Here is a 14606-nt window from a genome sequence, read left to right as displayed (position 1 = left end):
AGACGTTCCCGATCACCGAATTGTGAGTCGAACGCATCAGAAGAGAACATCCGATTCGCCGCCGTGCTCGCGGTCGAGCAGGAACCTCTTGCGTTCGAGGCCGCCGGCGAAACCGGTCAGGCTGCCGTCGCTACCGACCACGCGATGGCAGGGAACGATGATGCTGATCGGATTCTTGCCGTTTGCCGCGGCGGCAGCACGGATCGCAAGCGGGTTACCCAAAGTTTGCGCGAGCTCCATGTAGGTCCAGGTTTCGCCGTACGGGATCGTTCGCAAGGTATCCCACACCCGCTTCTGGAACTCTGTGCCCACGGGCGCCAGCGGCACGGAGAACTCCGTGCGATCACCCTCGAAGTACTCGGCGAGCTGCGATTCGACTTCACCGAAGACCGCTGTGGAACGATCACCGAACGTGGACTCGTCCGGCTTGTGACGATGCTCCGCCATGTACAGCCCGCAGAGGTTTTCACCTGCCGCTACCAGCGTCAACGCCCCGATCGGCGAATCGATCACAGTGTGTGTACGGATAGCCGTCATGTCTCGATCCTTCCAGGTTGCGCGGTGCAGCAGGCAGCGGGTGAATTGATTGTCCGTGCCGGCACCGACACCTCGAAGACGCCGCGAGCCTCGTGAATGTGAGATTTACCTGTACTTTGACGTCACATCAGGCAGTATCGAGGGATGGCTCTAGTTTTGCCCGGCAGCTCCACCGTCGTCCGCTCCGTCGGCGACGTGGTGCACTGGTCCCTGTCCACGGTCGCTTTTGCGGTCACCCTGCCCACTCGACTGGAGGCGCTCCTCTTCTCGGTCGAGAGGTTGGTGGCACGCATCAACCAGATCGCCGACAACGCCGACCGCGTGGTCATCGGAGCCGCCGCCGTGACCGTTCGAGCTGAGACGCTGGTCGAGGCCGTCGAGCAGACCTCGGACATCGCGGGACAGCTCCTCGAGATCTACGAGCCCATTGCGTTGCAGCTCGCGCCGCTGGCGGCCAGATTCGCCGACGACCTGTCCGAGGCGGAGGTCAGCGCCGCGATCAAACTGATCGACCAACTGCCGGAGCTCACCGACCGCGTGACCGCGGTCCTGCCCATCCTCGGAACCTTGGACTCCGTCTCGCCCGAGATCCACGAACTCCTCGGAGTGGTCAAGGACCTGCGTCAAGCGATCGTCGGAGTGCCCGGCTTCCACTTTTTCCGCAAGCGAGGCGAAGCCAAGCTGGATTGATCAGGCCGAGTAGCCGTTGGTTCCGGCTCGCGTCATGACGACCTTCGGAACCACGGCTCGAGACGAGAGCTTGAGCAGTCCGTCCACCAACTCCACGATGTCGTCGACCTTGATCATGGTCTCGGGTGTGATCCGATCGTGCGTCCACGCCGACATGTCCGTGTCGACGTAACCGGGAGCAATGGCCGTCGCGCTCACTCCGTTTCCGGATTCCTCGGCATTGAGTGCTTCGACCATCGAAATGAGTGCAGCTTTGGTGGCTCCGTAGACAGCCAGGCCGCTCTCGACGTAGACGCCGGCCATCGAGGCGAGAGCGATCACTTTCGCGCCACCGGCAAGGTCCGCATCCGCCGCAGTGCGCAGGAGCGGCAGCGATGCTTGCAGGAGCGCGAACGGTGTCCGCAGATTGACGGCGACGGTCTTGTCGAATCGTCGCATGGGGTAATCCGCTACTCGCCCACTGGTTCCCACTCCGGCGTTGAGGATGAGGGCCCGCATGGAGCCGAACCGATCGCCGTGCGTGGCGACGAGTGCTGAGGCGAAGTTCTCGTCCGCCATGTCACCTGCCGAGACTACGACGTCCGGCGATCCGGCGCGCGTAAGTTCTTCGGCGACGACCGCAAGTCGTTCGGCGTCACGGGCGGTGATGGTCAGTCCGTACCCTTGAGATGCCAGGCGCGTTGCGATGCCGAGGCCGATTCCCTTGGAGGCGCCGGTGACCAGTGCTGATCGAGTCATTCGAATTTTCCTTGCAGTGCATTGAGTCCGGCCGAGATCAGTTCCGGCACAGAAGATCCAGCCTTGTCGAATCCCCCACCGACGGTGGCGCCTGCTCGGTATCGGTGATCGATACCCTGCGCCACGACGGCGAGTTTGAAGAACCCGAACGCCATGTAGAAGTTCCAGTGCGCCAGCTCTCGACCCGATACGGTCGAATACCGTTGCGCCAGATCGACAACGGAGGGTAGCGACGGGCTCGTCCACGCGGCAGGTTCACCCAGAACCAGATCCAAGGCGGGGTGCCGGTAGACACACATCATCGCGATGTCCGCCAGCGGATCTCCCAGCGTCGAGAGTTCCCAGTCCACCACTGCGGCAACCTTGGTGACGTCGTTCGCCGCAAGGATCGTGTTGTCGATCCGGTAGTCGCCGTGCACGATCGACGAGGCTGATTCCGCCGGAATCATGTCCGCGAGGCTCGAGGCCAACCTGTCCACGTCTGCCGAGTCCTCGGTCTTGACGCGCGACCATTGACCGGCCCACAACTTCACCTGGCGGGCGACATAACCGTCGGGTCGGCCGAGTTCGCCGAGACCCACGGCGTTGTAATCGACGTCGTGCAGGGCGGCCAGTACACGCACCAATTCATCGGTGCACTGCGTGACCTGCTCTGCCGGAACAGCTTCCAACTCGGTCTTGGCCCGGATCACCTGACCGGTGACGAACTCGACCACCGTGAACGACGCACCCATCACCGAGGCGTCCTCGCACAGCACGACGGTCGGCGCGACCGGTACTGCAGTGTTCTGCAACGCCGAGGTGATTCGGAACTCGCGCGCAACGTCGTGCGCCGACGGCGTGAGACCGGCGGTAGGTGGACGACGCAGAATCCACTTCGAGTTGTCGTCGAAGATTCCGTAGGTGAGATTGGATTTGCCGCCTGAAATCAGTTCGGCTCGCAACTCACCGCTGACCGTGACGCCTGCGGCTTGCAGATACTTGTGGAGCGCCGCGAGATCGAGTCCTGGAAAGTCCGTCACTTCGACTCCTCCCGAGCGGCCCGCTTCGCGGCTCCGACAACACGTTTCGCGATTGCCCAGCGATGAACCTCGGACGGGCCGTCGTAGACGCGGAAGGGACGCACTTCGCGGGACAACCGTGCCAGGGGCAGATCGCCGGACACGCCCATTCCGCCACACATCTGAATGGAGCGGTCGACGATCCGGAAGATCGCCTCGGCCGCATAGGTCTTCGCGATGGAGGTCGCGTTGCTGGCGTGTCCACCCTGATCGAGCTCGAAGCAGGCCTGGACCAAGAGCGCGCGGCTGGCCGCGATGTCGATCTCGTTGTCGGCGACCATCTTCTGGATCATTCCGAGATCACCGAGTTTCGAGCCGAAACCTTCACGCTCGGCAACCCTGGCCACGGCAACGTCGTGGCCGCGGCGCGCTGCACCGAGCCAGCGCATCACGTGCGTCATGCGGGCGGGACCGAGGCGAACCTGGGCGTAGGCGAAACCTTGATCGACCTCACCGAGAACAGCCTCGTCGGGAACGAAGAGATCCTCGAACGTGACCTCGCAGTGCCCGCCGATCATGGCCTTGTCGAGGGTGTCGATGTGTCGACCCACGACGAGACCCGCAGTGTTCGTCGGCGCCAGGAACATGGTCGCTCCGCCGCGCTGCCCGGGCTCGCCGGAGGTGCGCGCCATGATGATGAAGAATCCGGCACCGTCGGCGCCGGTGATGAACCACTTCTTACCGTTGATCTTCCAGCCGCCGGGAACCTTCTCCGCGCGGGTGTTCAAGGCCGAGGGGTCGGATCCGGCTCCGGGCGCAGGCTCGGTCATGGCGAAGGCCGACCGCATGTCCCCGCTCGCGAGCGGCGCGAGGAACTGCTGCTTCTGCGCTTCGTTCGCGACGTGGGCCAGCATGTGGACATTGCCCTCGTCCGGCGCAGCGATGTTGAGCGCAGTCGGGCCGAAGAGCGAGTAGCCGGCTTCCTCGAAGACCGGCGCGCGATCACTCATGTTGAGCCCGTGGCCGCCGTATTCGATCGGCGCATGCGGGGCGAAGACACCTGCTTCTTTTGCTGCCGCCTGCATCTCGATACGGATGGCGTCGCCACCCGCGACGGCGATGTCACCGGCATGTGCGTCTTCGATGGGGAGCACTACGTTGCGCGTGAAGTCGCGCGTCTTCTCGATCAGCGCCACCACCTCGGGCGCGTACGTCAGATCGATTGCCACCAGCCACCTCCGAAAGAACATCCCGACCGAGCGATCGCTCGGTACCAGCACTCTCGCACACGCCGACGCGTCGGGTCAACAATCCTCGAGCATCGCCTCGCCCTGATCGAGCCTGCCGGCAACCACCATGTCGCGGTACAGATCGTCCTTGTCCATGAGCTCGTCGTGGTTGCCGATGTTGCGGATCCGACCGTCCTCCATGACCACGATCCAGTCGGCGTCACGCACCGTCGAGAGCCGGTGAGCGATAGTCACCACGGCGCCGGTGCGCGCACGTTCGTTGATCGCGTCGACAATCGCTGCTTCGGTGAGCGTGTCGACCTGGGCTGTGGCTTCGTCGAGCAGAAGCAAAGCACTCGGTCGCAGAACTGCGCGTGCCATCGCGATCCGCTGACGTTGGCCGCCCGACAGCGACGTGGCGGTCAGTGCGGTGTCGAGTCCGTTGGGCAGGGCCTCGATCGCGTCGTCGAGGCGGAGCAAGCGCAGAACGGACTGCACCTCTTCGTCCGTTGCGTCGGGATGGCTGAAGACGACGTTCTCCCGAATCGTTCCGGGCACCACCGGGGTCTCCTGCTCCACGTACGCGAGACTCTCTCGCACAGCCCGGTGATCGAGCGCGTCGTAACCGACTCCATGCAGGAGAACCTCACCCGATCGGGGCTCGACGAATCGCAGGACGGTGGAGAGCAATGTCGTCTTTCCGGCACCCGACGGGCCGACGATGGCCATGTGCCCACGCTCGGGGATGACCAGCGAGACATCGCGCAACGCAGGCTGGTTGGAGCCGTGGTAGCTCACGGTGACGTCGCGCAACTCGATCAGCGGCGCGGCTGCGCTCGTTTTCTCGACTACGTCCACGACCTCGTCGTACTGCTCGGTGGGCAACGATTGCATCTCGCGAATCCGGATAGCTGCCGCGATTCCCGACTGAACGGACGTCACGTTCTGCGCAAGCTCGGACACCGGCCCCATCAGCGTGAAGGCGTAGAGCAGAAACGCGATGAGCGTCGAGACTGCCATTTCACCGTCGGCGACGCGCCAGGCACCGAACCCAAGGATGGCAATGATCGACCCTTGGATGGCGGTCCAGGCGACGGTCCATGCGGTCGCGGATACTCGAACCGCTGTGATCGCATGCTTTTTCGCATCGGACGCGTTGTTCGTCACCAGAGCGCCGACGCGATCCTCGGCCAGGGAAACCTTGACCGTCCGGATCGCACGTAAACCGCCCTCGAGAACGCCGCCGAGCTGACCGAGCGATTCCTGGGTTCGCGCCTCGGCTGCGGAGATCCGCGGCATCAGAACGGCAAAGAGTATGGAGGCGAACACGATTGCCACCATGGTCACACCCAGCAACGGCAGATCCAGAACGCCCATCAGAACGATTGTTCCGATGGTCAACGCGGCTGCGTTGAGAATATTCACTGCGGCCGACGACGCCGCCTCCCGCAGCAGCAAGGTGTCCGAGGTGACCCGGGTGACCAATTCGCCGACGGATCGCGATTGCAGCGAAGGCACGGTCGCGGCGAGGAATCGCCTCACGAGCGAAGACCGGGCGTCGAAGACAACCTTCTCCGCAGCGGTCCCGAGAACGATCCACTGAGCACAGCCGAGCACCGCACCGACGACCAGGAGGACGACGAGCGTGAGGATCGGCCCCTTCAGCGACGCACCGGTGTCGAGGGTGTCGAGAACCCATTTGGTGACCATCGGCGTTGCCAGCGTCGCCGCGGAACCGCACAGAGCCAGCACTAATCCGAGGAGGAGCGAGGGCAGATGCGGGCGAGCGAACTCCGAGAGGACGCGGAGATTGCTCCATTTCGGCGCGGGCTGAGGCGCATCGGATTCAAGCATGAATTTATGGAACACGAATGTTCCATAAAGGGCAAGAGGAATTCCGATACGGAAACACTGGATACCGAAACCGGACACGGCTACGCTTCGAATTCGTGACAACGATCCACAGCGCACCAGAACAAAGCGCGACCCGCGAGCGCACCCGGAAGGCCATCCTCGATGCTGCCGTTTCGGTGTTCGCATCCAAGCCGGCCGCGACGCTCAGCGAGATCGCCTCGGCCGCGAAGGTCGGACGAACCACCTTGCACCGCTACTTTCCCGAACGGTCAGACCTGGTCGACGCAGTCGCCGCCGAGGCCACTCGCGCCGTCGGTGAGGCCGCAGCGGCGGCGCGACTCGGTGAGGGCACCGGAGCCGAGGCACTGGTTCGCCTGTGCCATGAATACTTCGAACTGGCCGACCTTTTGACGGTCCTGTTCTTCACTCCCGGCGTGTATCAAGAAGATTCGTTTGCCGAGTCCGCGTCGAACGACGACGACGTCACCGACGCCATCGAGCGCGGACACTCCGACGGGTCCATCGACCCCGACATGGGTTCGGACTGGGTGCAGAACCTGCTGTGGTCACTGCTCTACACGTCCATGGACTACGTGAACCGCGGTTCCGGGACGCGACTACAGGCCTTGGACCTGACGGTTCGCAGCCTCCGCCGCGGAATCGCGCCCGATCCCGCGGTCTAGGTTGTCGGCTGCTTGAACAGCGGCACGCCGTTTGGTCACACCCAATTTGCGGTAGATCGAGCGAATGTGTGTCTTCACGGTGGGGTAGGCAATGCCGAGGTGCGCAGCGATCTCGTCCGCAGTCATCGTGGTGCGCAGAAACGTGAGAATTTCGTTCTCACGTTCGGTCAGAACTCCTGTGAGCTGGGCAGAGAGCCGGCTCCGTTTTTCCAGAATCGTGCGCAGGAGTTCCTGGTGTCTCGACCCTTGTACTGCGTGCGCGTTCAAGAGATCGACAATTACCGGATCGCCGCTGAGAAAAGGGGCGAGAATCCGCTCGGGTATTGCCTCCGCCAGCGCACGATCCAACTGCTCGTGCGCCTGCGATCCACGCCCTGCGACGGAACTCAGCGCAGCAGACGTGACAAGTGTGCTCACCAACGCATATCGGGGTAGCCCCGCCGAGGTTGCCAAACGAAGCGCCCGAGCCGACGATTCCGGATCTCCCAGGACTCGATAGAGCTCCGCGAGAAGGGCATGAGCGACCGCAGCACCGGTTCGGGTCAGAGTGGGCGTTGCGATCCGGCGCGCTTGGTCGTCCTGCCCCTGAGCGTGGGCCAGCCAGGCCGTGGTGACGCGTCGCAATGTATCCCAAGGAATGCCGTGCTTGTCCGCAGTGCTCACGCCGCGCAGCAGACGAGCGGCGTTGTGGTACCGGTCTTCCCGGTTCAGAGCGATCAGGCTCATCACCAGGTACAGCCGGGCGAGAGCCTCGAAGTTGGTTCCGGGACTGCCCTCGACGATGATCGAGTCGAACTGAGCGATCGCCTCCTCGAAGTCGCCACGCCAGTACGCGATGCATCCTCGATTCGACTGCGGGAGGCCACCTTCGAAGCGTTCCCAGTCGGACGCCAACTCTCGGGACGGGAGGCCGTCGAGAATCTGTTCGGCTTCGGTGAATGCTCCCGCGTGGGTGAGGGCAAACGCCAAATTGGATTGCGCCAGACGAAATGTCTCCGCACGCGACTGCAACTGTGCCTCATCGCTGGCGGAACGAAGTAGCGCGATGGCACGAGGAAGATCACGACGAAGCCTGATCTCGGTCCATCCGAGGAGGAACAGCGCGGACGGGTAATCGTCTTCGGGCTCGCACTGGGAGAGCGCGTGGCGCGCGCGATCGGCGATCACGGCCTTGGTCGAGGTGTCCGGAGCGAGCAGCAGGTCGGTGAAGCAGACGACAAAATCGTCCGACGCCACCCGCAGACCCTGCCCGCGGAGAAACTCCGCGCCGTACGGGTCGCCGCTGAGGTCACGGCAGCACGCTCTTATCAGCAGGATGTGCGGATCGTGCGGATCGGGATGAGCAAGGCAGAGTTGCTCCAGTTCCCTGGTATGAGATTCGAGAATCAGACGGAGCCAATTCTTCCGCAGCACGCGTCGAGCCTGCTCCGCTTCACCGGAGGCGAGTGCATCACGCACGGCTTCGATCATGTGTCGAAGATACTCGAGACATTCGACCGCCGTGGAAATCCGGTCTCATCCGCTTCGGATGAGACGGCGATCGAAGCCTGCGGAAACCGGTGAGAATTGCCGCAATCAACCGAAATGCGCCAGTCGGCGGAATACCGGTGCGCAGGCCCGACACGAACGGACAAGACACATGAGTTTCTGGGAAAGCCTCGGCTGGATGCTGTGGGCGACCGTCTTCATCGGATATCTCTTCGCGCTGTTCGCGATCATCGCCGACCTGTTCCGCGACCACAAGCTGAGCGGCTGGTTGAAAGCTGTCTGGATATTTTTCCTGCTCTTCCTGCCCATCCTCACCGCGCTCGTCTACCTCGTCGCCCGCGGCGAAGGGATGACGGAACGCAGCAACAAGGCCGCACGTGACGCCGAGAACGCTGCCGAATCGTATATCCGCGAGGTCGCAGGAAAGAGCCCCAGCGAGGAGATCGCCACAGCCGCAGCGTTGCTCGAAGCCGGAGCGATCAACGAGGACGAGTTCGCCGCACTGAAACTGAAGGTCCTGTCGTGAGTGCCCGCTTCGGACCTGTCGACTTCTATCTTCTCGGCCTGCCGGGAGCCGGCCTCGATCCCGCCGCGCTCTCCGCGCTCACCGACCTCACGGATACCGGCCTGGTGCGACTGCTCGATCTGATCCTCATCGCCAAGGCCGAGGACGGTGAACTCACCCTCGTCGAGGTCGAGGAACTACCGAACGGCTTCGAGATCAGCGTCGAGATGCTCGGCGCGTCCGGTCTGCTCGGGCACGACGACATCACCGAACTCGCGGCGGCAATCCCCGCCGGCGCGTCAGCGCTGCTGGTCGCTCTCGAGCTGGTCTATCAGCGCGAACTCGCCGCCCGGACCGCCGAGTCCGGCGCGGTGCTGCTGGGCTACGAGCGGATACCCGCACCCGTCGTCAACGCCCTCATGGACACGATCATCCCGAAATTGGAGGTCTGACATGCCGTACATCCCGAGACGAGGACGCCCCGGACTGTTGGGCCTCGCCGCCCGTACCGCGGTCGTGACCGGTACCGCGACCGCCGTCAGCGACGGCATGGCCACTCGCCGGCAACGGAGAGCCCAGGCCGAATACGAGCACGCGCAGTACGAGTTTGCGCAGCAGCAGGCCGTACTCCCGATTCCCGCACCCACAGCCTCGGTCGATCTCGTCGCGGAGTTGCAGAAACTCGGCGACCTCAAATCGCAGGGCCTACTGAGCGAATCAGAGTTCGAAGCAGCGAAAGCACGACTGCTCGGCTGATTCGCCCCCGATGGAGCGAGGGATTCCCGCTCCCGTGCCGTACCCGACACCGAATGGAACCAGCTATGTCCGCGATCGCAGTCAACGTCCTGAACTTCAATCGGGCAGAATCCGACCTCATGTTCGCTCGCCTGGCCGCGGGCGTCGGCCTGGGCACGTGGAACCACACTCGTGATCTCGGGTCACTCGACAACCAGCCGATCATCCGCCAGAACCGCGACACCCTGTACAGCAGCGCGATCATCGACGTGCGCGAGAACGTCACGATCACGGTGCCCGATACCGGCAAGCGCTACATCTCCGTGTGGGTGGTCAGTCAAGATCACTACGGTCCCGTCATCCTGCGCGATCCGGGAGAGCACCTGCTCACGCGCGAATTGGTCGGGACCGACTACGCCGCGCTGATCGTGCGCATCCTCGTCGATCCGAACAGTCCCGAAGACGTCACCGAGGTGAACCGGTTGCAGGACGCCCTCACCATCGACGGCGGCGGAACCGGTGAGTTCCCGATGCCCGACTACGACGAGCGGTCGCAGACCGAGACCCGCGACGCGCTCCTCGCACTCGCGCGCGGCATCACCACCTACGACCATTCATTCGGCACCGCTGCGGAAGTCGACCCCATCAGGCACCTGCTCGGTACCGCCTCCGGATGGGGTGGCCTTCCCGAGTACGAGGCCACCTACGTCAACTTCGACGAAGGTCTCCCGGTCGGGGAATACCGTCTCCGCCTGAACGACGTTCCCGTGGATGCGTTCTGGTCGGTCTCGCTGTACAACGCAGCGGGATACTTCGAAGAGAACACCCTGGGCGTGAACAGCATCAACAGCCTCACCGCCGCCCTCGATGCCGACGGCAGCACGACTGTCCGCTTCGGTGTTCACCTCGACGGCGTCGCGAATGCACTGCCCATCATGCCGGGCTGGAACTACGTGCTGCGCCTGTACCGCCCCCACCCCTCCGTGCTCGACGGCTCCTGGACGGCTCCTCGTCCCGAAGCGCTCTGACGAAGCGTTTCCCCACGCACACACCACTCTCGGGTGATTCGACCCGACCACGGAGGTACAAGCCATGCGTCTGCTGTTTCAGCTCGTTTCGCAATGCGTACTCGGCGCGATCGCGCTGATCGTCGTGCATTTCGCTTTACCCGGGGTCAGCCTGAGCGTCAACGGTTTCTTGGCCGCTATCGGTGTATTCACCCTCGCCCACATGATTCTCGGCCCGTTCGTGCTCAGCGTGGCACTGCACTATGCGACTCCACTCGCGGGTGGTGTCGGCTTGGTCGCCACACTGCTCGCGCTCTGGGTTGCGACCCTGGTCCCCGACGGCATTGCGATCAGCGGCGTCGGGTCCTGGATCCTCGCCCCGATCATCGTGTGGGTGATCACGGCGTTGGGAGGGTGGATCTTCATGGCACTCGTCATCGACAAGTGGATCAAGAGACGCAATGCCGAAAAGCTCGTGCGCAGTGTGCAGAAGGCATGAATGATCAGTGCAGAAACGGAACCCACGAGGAGTCAGCCATGCCAACTCACCCGCTCGATCGTCGCGTTCTCCTGAAGACCGCTCCGAACTTCCGGGACCTCGGTGGCATTCCCGTTGCAGACGGCACCGTCCGCGCCGGCGCGCTCTATCGTTCGGCGACGCTGGCAAAACTCGACGGCGACGACGTTGCCGCGGTCGCCCGCCTGGACGTTCGGACTGTGTACGACCTGAGGACCGCAGCTGAGCGCGACGGCGCACTCGACAATCTCCCTGACTCGACGCGGACAGTCTGGCTCGACGTACTCGCCGACAATGCCCACAACGCCGCGGCCACAGGACTACTCATGACGGACCCGGCCGCGTACGCCGAGAGTGTCAGCGGTGGCCGTGGGATCGCGCAGATGGAGGAAGCCAACCGCAACTTCGTCAGCCTGCCGTCCGCACTCGACGCCTATCGCACGTTCTACCTCGACCTCATCGACGAAAAACGCGCCGGGGCAGCACTTTTCCACTGCACCACCGGCAAGGATCGAACCGGATGGGCCGCAACTTCTTTCCTGCTCCTCCTCGGCGCCGACGAAGCCGATGTACGCGCCGACTATCTGGAGACGAACACTGATCTGGCGCCCATGACGGAACCGATCCTCGACTTCGCCGCGAGCAAAGGCGTTGACGGAGAACTACTCCGGCCCCTCCTCGGAGTCCGTGACAGCTACTTCGACGCCGCGCTGGACGAAATGCGCACGCACTTCGGCACAATCGAGGACTACGCACTCAACGGACTCAAGCTCACTGCAGAGCAACTCACCACGCTCCGCGAGCGGTTCATATCCCGATCGGGCATAGTCAGCGCGACGTGATAGAAGCTCTGGCTGGGCAGGAATCCGTGCCCTCGTCCTGCTTCTTCGGGCGATTGTCCACGCGGGTGACCACGATGACGGCGAGGATGCCCACCGCCAATCCGAGCGCGGTGAACGGAGTGAAGGATTCTCCGAACATCAGTGCGCCCCAAACCGCGGTGACCGGAGCGATCAAGAACATCAAGGTGTTGACGGACGTGATGCCGATGCGACGCAGCAACAACCAGTACAGGCCGTAACCGCCGAAGGTGGACAACACGATCAACCAGAGCAATGCGATCCAGAATGTGTTGACACTCGGCGGTGCGGCAGCACCCGAAGCGAACGCAAGAATCGTGAAAACTATTGCGCTGGTTGAGCAGTGGATGGCCAAGGGCTGCAGTGGTGGCATGGACGTGGGAGCGCGTTGCTGGACGAAGGTGGATGCAACCAGGCTCACCATCCCCAGGAACGGAATCGCGTAGGCCCACCACGGCGCCGATGTACCGGCTCCGGCGTCGGCTGCCGTGACCATTGCGACGCCGCCAAGTCCGATCACCAACCCGACCCACTGCATCCGCGGGACTGCGACGCCGAGGACCGGACCGAGCAGCGCGGCTGCCACCAGCGGCTGAATACCGTCGATCAGCGCAGTTGTCCCGGTGTTCACGCCGAGATCGACTGCCCAATAGACAGACAACAGGTAACCGCTCTGGGAGAGCATCCCGATCACTATCTGCCTGCCGAGCGCTCGCGGTGTCGGCATCGTGTTCCGGCGCCGCGCGGAGAGCCAGACAATCGGGACGAGCACCACCGCGAGCGGGAGAAAACGCCACATCAGCAGCGTGGGTACCTCGGCACTGCCGGCGCCGAGTTTGGCCCCGATGAACCCTGAACTCCAGCACGCGACGAACAGGACCGACAAGGTAGCCGTCACGGCAGATCTCGAGGTCACGATCCGAGGTATACCGATCTGTTTACTCATGGAGTCGACTATACAGATCGGTATACTTTTGTCCATGACAGAGGAATCCACACCTGAATTGACTCCGAAAGCGCGTCGCATCCTGGAGTCGGCGTCGAAGTTGTTCTACGAAAAGGGGATTCACGCCGTCGGTGTGGATACCGTCGCACTGGACGCCGGGGTCACGAAGAAGACTTTGTACGAGCGGTTCGGCTCGAAAGACGGTCTCGTCGTGGAATATCTGAAGGATCGAGATCGGCGGTGGCGGATCTTTCGCGACAAGAAGTTGGCATCAGCCGGACACAGCCGCGCCGAACAGTTGAGTGCGGTGTTCGATGCTTCCGCCTCCTGGTCGAGGGCGAGCGGAGGCAAGGGGTGCAGCATGATCAACGCGCACGCCGAGTTCAGTGATCGCTCACATCAGGTATTCGCTGTCATCGCCGAACAGAAGCAGGAAATGTTGGACGTCTTTCGGCGCATTCTGGCGACGGACGGGCGGGCCGACGAACGTCTCGTCGAGACAATCATGCTGCTTCACGAAGGTGCCCTCGTCGCAGACGGGATCGGTATCGGCACCGCCCCCTTCGGGGCCGGCCGGGACGCGGCGCTCGAATTGCTGAAGAATTCCGGTTGATCCACCCCGCTACGCCCCCACAGTCACTCCCCCACCCGCTTCGCCCCCACCATGCGCCGCGCTATCTCCAGATACCTCTCCACCAACTCCTCCGGAGACAACTCACCGTCCGGTCGGTACCACACCGCCACGGCGACGCACATTGTCACAACGGCGCGGCTGGCATCCTCGGGATGGTCGGCCTCGAACACTCCCGAATCAACGCCGTCGAGGACGATCCGGTCCACCTGTTTCTGCTGTTCGTCGCGCTGCGCGATGTAGCTCGCCCGACTGTCGGGCTCCATGCTGCGGATCTCGGAGGAGGCGACGAACGACTGCTCGCGTCGAAACATGTGGAACCGCAACAGAGATTCGATCACCGCGTCGAAACGGTCCGAGGGGTCGTCGCCGGCATCGAGTTCGGCGGCGCGGCTTCGCTCCAACAACTCCGTCATCACGACGGTCGCCAGACCGATCAGCAGAGCCTGCTTGGACGGATAGTGGTGGTACAGCCCAGGCACCGACAGCCCGGACCGCGACGCCACGTCACGGATCGACGTTCCGTGATAACCCTGCTCGACGAAGGCCTCCAGCGCCGCGGCGAGCGGTTTCGGCAATCCCAGGTCTTCGTAATCGCGCCAGGACCCGCGTACCGGAAGCTCGTTCGTCATACCGATACCGTAGATCGCTCTTGCGCCGCCGCCGAACACGTCGGAGCCATTGGTTAGAGTCGGTGTTCACCGAAAGACAGGGACCAGTCATGATCCATGTTCGCCACACCGCGGTTGCTGCCGTGCCGGTTGATGTCGCCTTCGACTACATCGACAACTACCGCAATGTCCCGACGTGGATGTTCGGTGTTTCCGAGTTCACCCCGTTCGGAGAGTTCGATCAGGGGCTCGGCGCCACGTTCGACGCGGCCATGCAGATCGGGCCCAGCACGTTGCGCTCCAAGCTCGAGGTCACCGAGTGGGAGAAGAATCGGATCATCAAGCTGTCTTCGCTCGGCGGTGTATCCAACTCGTCCACCTGGGAATTCGCCGCGATCGACGATTCCAAGACCGAGCTTTCCGTCGACTTCGCCTACAAACTCCCCGGCGGCATTGCCGGAAAAGCACTCGGCCGATTGATCGGGCCGTTCGTCGAAAACGCTGTCAAGAACAGCGAGGAGACATTGCGCCACAGCCTCGAGGAGCAGTTCGCGGCCCGCGGCGAAGGCTGAAA

General features: G+C 63.2%; 18 protein-coding genes. 10 read left to right on the top strand and 8 right to left on the bottom strand.

Annotation, left to right across the window (positions count from 1 at the left end; translation table 11 throughout):
- Positions 1-36: 36 nt before the first annotated feature.
- A complete protein-coding gene (locus DBV08_RS24490; RefSeq protein WP_095973118.1) occupies positions 37-537 on the bottom strand; it encodes a methylated-DNA--[protein]-cysteine S-methyltransferase in 501 nt (166 codons plus the stop codon).
- A 144-nt stretch (positions 538-681) separates the two neighbouring features.
- Between DBV08_RS24490 and DBV08_RS24485 the strand changes: the two genes are divergently transcribed.
- Positions 682-1227 (top strand): hypothetical protein, encoded by a 546-nt coding sequence (locus DBV08_RS24485; RefSeq protein ID WP_019745442.1) that lies wholly within the window; start codon positions 682-684, stop codon positions 1225-1227.
- Here the strand turns inward: DBV08_RS24485 and DBV08_RS24480 are convergent, their stop codons facing one another.
- The 4 genes from DBV08_RS24480 to DBV08_RS24465 all read right to left on the bottom strand — a co-directional run bounded on the left by DBV08_RS24480 (position 1228) and on the right by DBV08_RS24465 (position 6049).
- On the bottom strand, positions 1228-1965 hold the full coding sequence (locus tag DBV08_RS24480) for an SDR family oxidoreductase (protein WP_124569170.1): 738 nt from the start codon (positions 1963-1965) through the stop codon (positions 1228-1230). It lies immediately after the preceding gene.
- On the bottom strand, positions 1962-2987 hold the full coding sequence (locus tag DBV08_RS24475; protein WP_124569169.1) for a phosphotransferase family protein: 1026 nt from the start codon (positions 2985-2987) through the stop codon (positions 1962-1964). The genes DBV08_RS24480 and DBV08_RS24475 overlap by 4 nt, the downstream gene beginning before the upstream one ends.
- On the bottom strand, positions 2984-4195 hold the full coding sequence (locus tag DBV08_RS24470) for an acyl-CoA dehydrogenase family protein (protein ID WP_124569168.1): 1212 nt from the start codon (positions 4193-4195) through the stop codon (positions 2984-2986). Before DBV08_RS24470 ends, DBV08_RS24475 begins: the two co-directional genes overlap by 4 nt.
- Before the next feature lie 75 nt (positions 4196-4270).
- Positions 4271-6049, bottom strand: coding sequence for an ABC transporter ATP-binding protein (locus DBV08_RS24465; RefSeq protein WP_124569167.1), 1779 nt, complete (start codon positions 6047-6049; stop codon positions 4271-4273).
- 95 nt (positions 6050-6144) lie between these two features.
- Here DBV08_RS24465 and DBV08_RS24460 point away from each other — a divergent pair, with 95 nt between their 5' ends.
- Positions 6145-6732, top strand: a complete 588-nt coding sequence (locus DBV08_RS24460) for a TetR/AcrR family transcriptional regulator (RefSeq protein ID WP_095973114.1) — start codon at positions 6145-6147, stop codon at positions 6730-6732.
- Here the strand turns inward: DBV08_RS24460 and DBV08_RS24455 are convergent.
- A complete protein-coding gene (locus DBV08_RS24455) occupies positions 6667-8202 on the bottom strand; it encodes a LuxR family transcriptional regulator (RefSeq protein WP_124569166.1) in 1536 nt (511 codons plus the stop codon). The genes DBV08_RS24460 and DBV08_RS24455 overlap by 66 nt on opposite strands.
- Positions 8203-8371: 169 nt before the next feature.
- Here DBV08_RS24455 and DBV08_RS24450 point away from each other — a divergent pair, with 169 nt between their 5' ends.
- The 6 genes from DBV08_RS24450 to DBV08_RS24425 all read left to right on the top strand — a co-directional run bounded on the left by DBV08_RS24450 (position 8372) and on the right by DBV08_RS24425 (position 11826).
- Complete coding sequence (locus tag DBV08_RS24450) at positions 8372-8746, top strand: PLDc N-terminal domain-containing protein (RefSeq protein ID WP_124569165.1); 375 nt, start codon at positions 8372-8374, stop codon at positions 8744-8746.
- Positions 8743-9177, top strand: a complete 435-nt coding sequence (locus tag DBV08_RS24445; RefSeq protein WP_095973111.1) for a DUF6325 family protein — start codon at positions 8743-8745, stop codon at positions 9175-9177. The genes DBV08_RS24450 and DBV08_RS24445 overlap by 4 nt, the downstream gene beginning before the upstream one ends.
- A gap of 1 nt (position 9178) precedes the next feature.
- Positions 9179-9481, top strand: a complete 303-nt coding sequence (locus tag DBV08_RS24440; protein ID WP_124569164.1) for an SHOCT domain-containing protein — start codon at positions 9179-9181, stop codon at positions 9479-9481.
- Between the two features lie 65 nt (positions 9482-9546).
- Complete coding sequence (locus DBV08_RS24435) at positions 9547-10488, top strand: DUF1214 domain-containing protein (RefSeq protein WP_124569163.1); 942 nt, start codon at positions 9547-9549, stop codon at positions 10486-10488.
- A gap of 64 nt (positions 10489-10552) precedes the next feature.
- Positions 10553-10966, top strand: coding sequence for a phage holin family protein (locus DBV08_RS24430; RefSeq protein ID WP_124569162.1), 414 nt, complete (start codon positions 10553-10555; stop codon positions 10964-10966).
- Positions 10967-11004: 38 nt separating this feature from the next.
- Positions 11005-11826, top strand: a complete 822-nt coding sequence (locus DBV08_RS24425; RefSeq protein WP_260395741.1) for a tyrosine-protein phosphatase — start codon at positions 11005-11007, stop codon at positions 11824-11826.
- Here DBV08_RS24425 and DBV08_RS24420 read toward each other — a convergent pair.
- The gene (locus tag DBV08_RS24420) at positions 11813-12742 is read right to left on the bottom strand and encodes a DMT family transporter (protein WP_124569428.1); all 930 of its coding nucleotides are present in this window, start codon (positions 12740-12742) and stop codon (positions 11813-11815) included. The two genes, DBV08_RS24425 and DBV08_RS24420, sit on opposite strands and share 14 nt — an antisense overlap.
- A gap of 82 nt (positions 12743-12824) precedes the next feature.
- On the opposite strand from DBV08_RS24420, the gene DBV08_RS24415 reads away from it, so the two are divergent.
- Positions 12825-13403, top strand: a complete 579-nt coding sequence (locus tag DBV08_RS24415) for a TetR/AcrR family transcriptional regulator (RefSeq protein ID WP_124569160.1) — start codon at positions 12825-12827, stop codon at positions 13401-13403.
- A 23-nt stretch (positions 13404-13426) separates the two neighbouring features.
- Here the strand turns inward: DBV08_RS24415 and DBV08_RS24410 are convergent, their stop codons facing one another.
- Entirely contained in the window at positions 13427-14053 is a 627-nt protein-coding gene (locus DBV08_RS24410) for a TetR/AcrR family transcriptional regulator (RefSeq protein ID WP_124569159.1), read from the bottom strand.
- Between the two features lie 89 nt (positions 14054-14142).
- Between DBV08_RS24410 and DBV08_RS24405 the strand changes: the two genes are divergently transcribed.
- Positions 14143-14604, top strand: a complete 462-nt coding sequence (locus tag DBV08_RS24405; protein ID WP_003940411.1) for an SRPBCC family protein — start codon at positions 14143-14145, stop codon at positions 14602-14604.
- The last annotated feature ends 2 nt before the right edge of the window (positions 14605-14606 follow it).

This window comes from Rhodococcus sp. KBW08 (genome assembly GCF_003852455.1).
Taxonomy (GTDB): domain Bacteria; phylum Actinomycetota; class Actinomycetes; order Mycobacteriales; family Mycobacteriaceae; genus Rhodococcus_F; species Rhodococcus_F baikonurensis.
This window is presented reverse-complemented; position numbering and strand designations above follow the sequence as displayed.

Coding starts and splice junctions, on each gene's coding strand:
- DBV08_RS24450 (WP_124569165.1), top strand. CDS start 8,372: ATGAGTTTCTGGGAAAGCCTCGGCTGGATGCTGTGGGCGACCGTCTTC.
- DBV08_RS24435 (WP_124569163.1), top strand. CDS start 9,547: ATGTCCGCGATCGCAGTCAACGTCCTGAACTTCAATCGGGCAGAATCC.
- DBV08_RS24485 (WP_019745442.1), top strand. CDS start 682: ATGGCTCTAGTTTTGCCCGGCAGCTCCACCGTCGTCCGCTCCGTCGGC.
- DBV08_RS24480 (WP_124569170.1), bottom strand. CDS start 1,965: ATGACTCGATCAGCACTGGTCACCGGCGCCTCCAAGGGAATCGGCCTC.
- DBV08_RS24455 (WP_124569166.1), bottom strand. CDS start 8,202: ATGATCGAAGCCGTGCGTGATGCACTCGCCTCCGGTGAAGCGGAGCAG.
- DBV08_RS24415 (WP_124569160.1), top strand. CDS start 12,825: ATGACAGAGGAATCCACACCTGAATTGACTCCGAAAGCGCGTCGCATC.
- DBV08_RS24425 (WP_260395741.1), top strand. CDS start 11,005: ATGCCAACTCACCCGCTCGATCGTCGCGTTCTCCTGAAGACCGCTCCG.
- DBV08_RS24410 (WP_124569159.1), bottom strand. CDS start 14,053: ATGACGAACGAGCTTCCGGTACGCGGGTCCTGGCGCGATTACGAAGAC.
- DBV08_RS24430 (WP_124569162.1), top strand. CDS start 10,553: ATGCGTCTGCTGTTTCAGCTCGTTTCGCAATGCGTACTCGGCGCGATC.
- DBV08_RS24405 (WP_003940411.1), top strand. CDS start 14,143: ATGATCCATGTTCGCCACACCGCGGTTGCTGCCGTGCCGGTTGATGTC.
- DBV08_RS24465 (WP_124569167.1), bottom strand. CDS start 6,049: ATGCTTGAATCCGATGCGCCTCAGCCCGCGCCGAAATGGAGCAATCTC.
- DBV08_RS24440 (WP_124569164.1), top strand. CDS start 9,179: ATGCCGTACATCCCGAGACGAGGACGCCCCGGACTGTTGGGCCTCGCC.
- DBV08_RS24490 (WP_095973118.1), bottom strand. CDS start 537: ATGACGGCTATCCGTACACACACTGTGATCGATTCGCCGATCGGGGCG.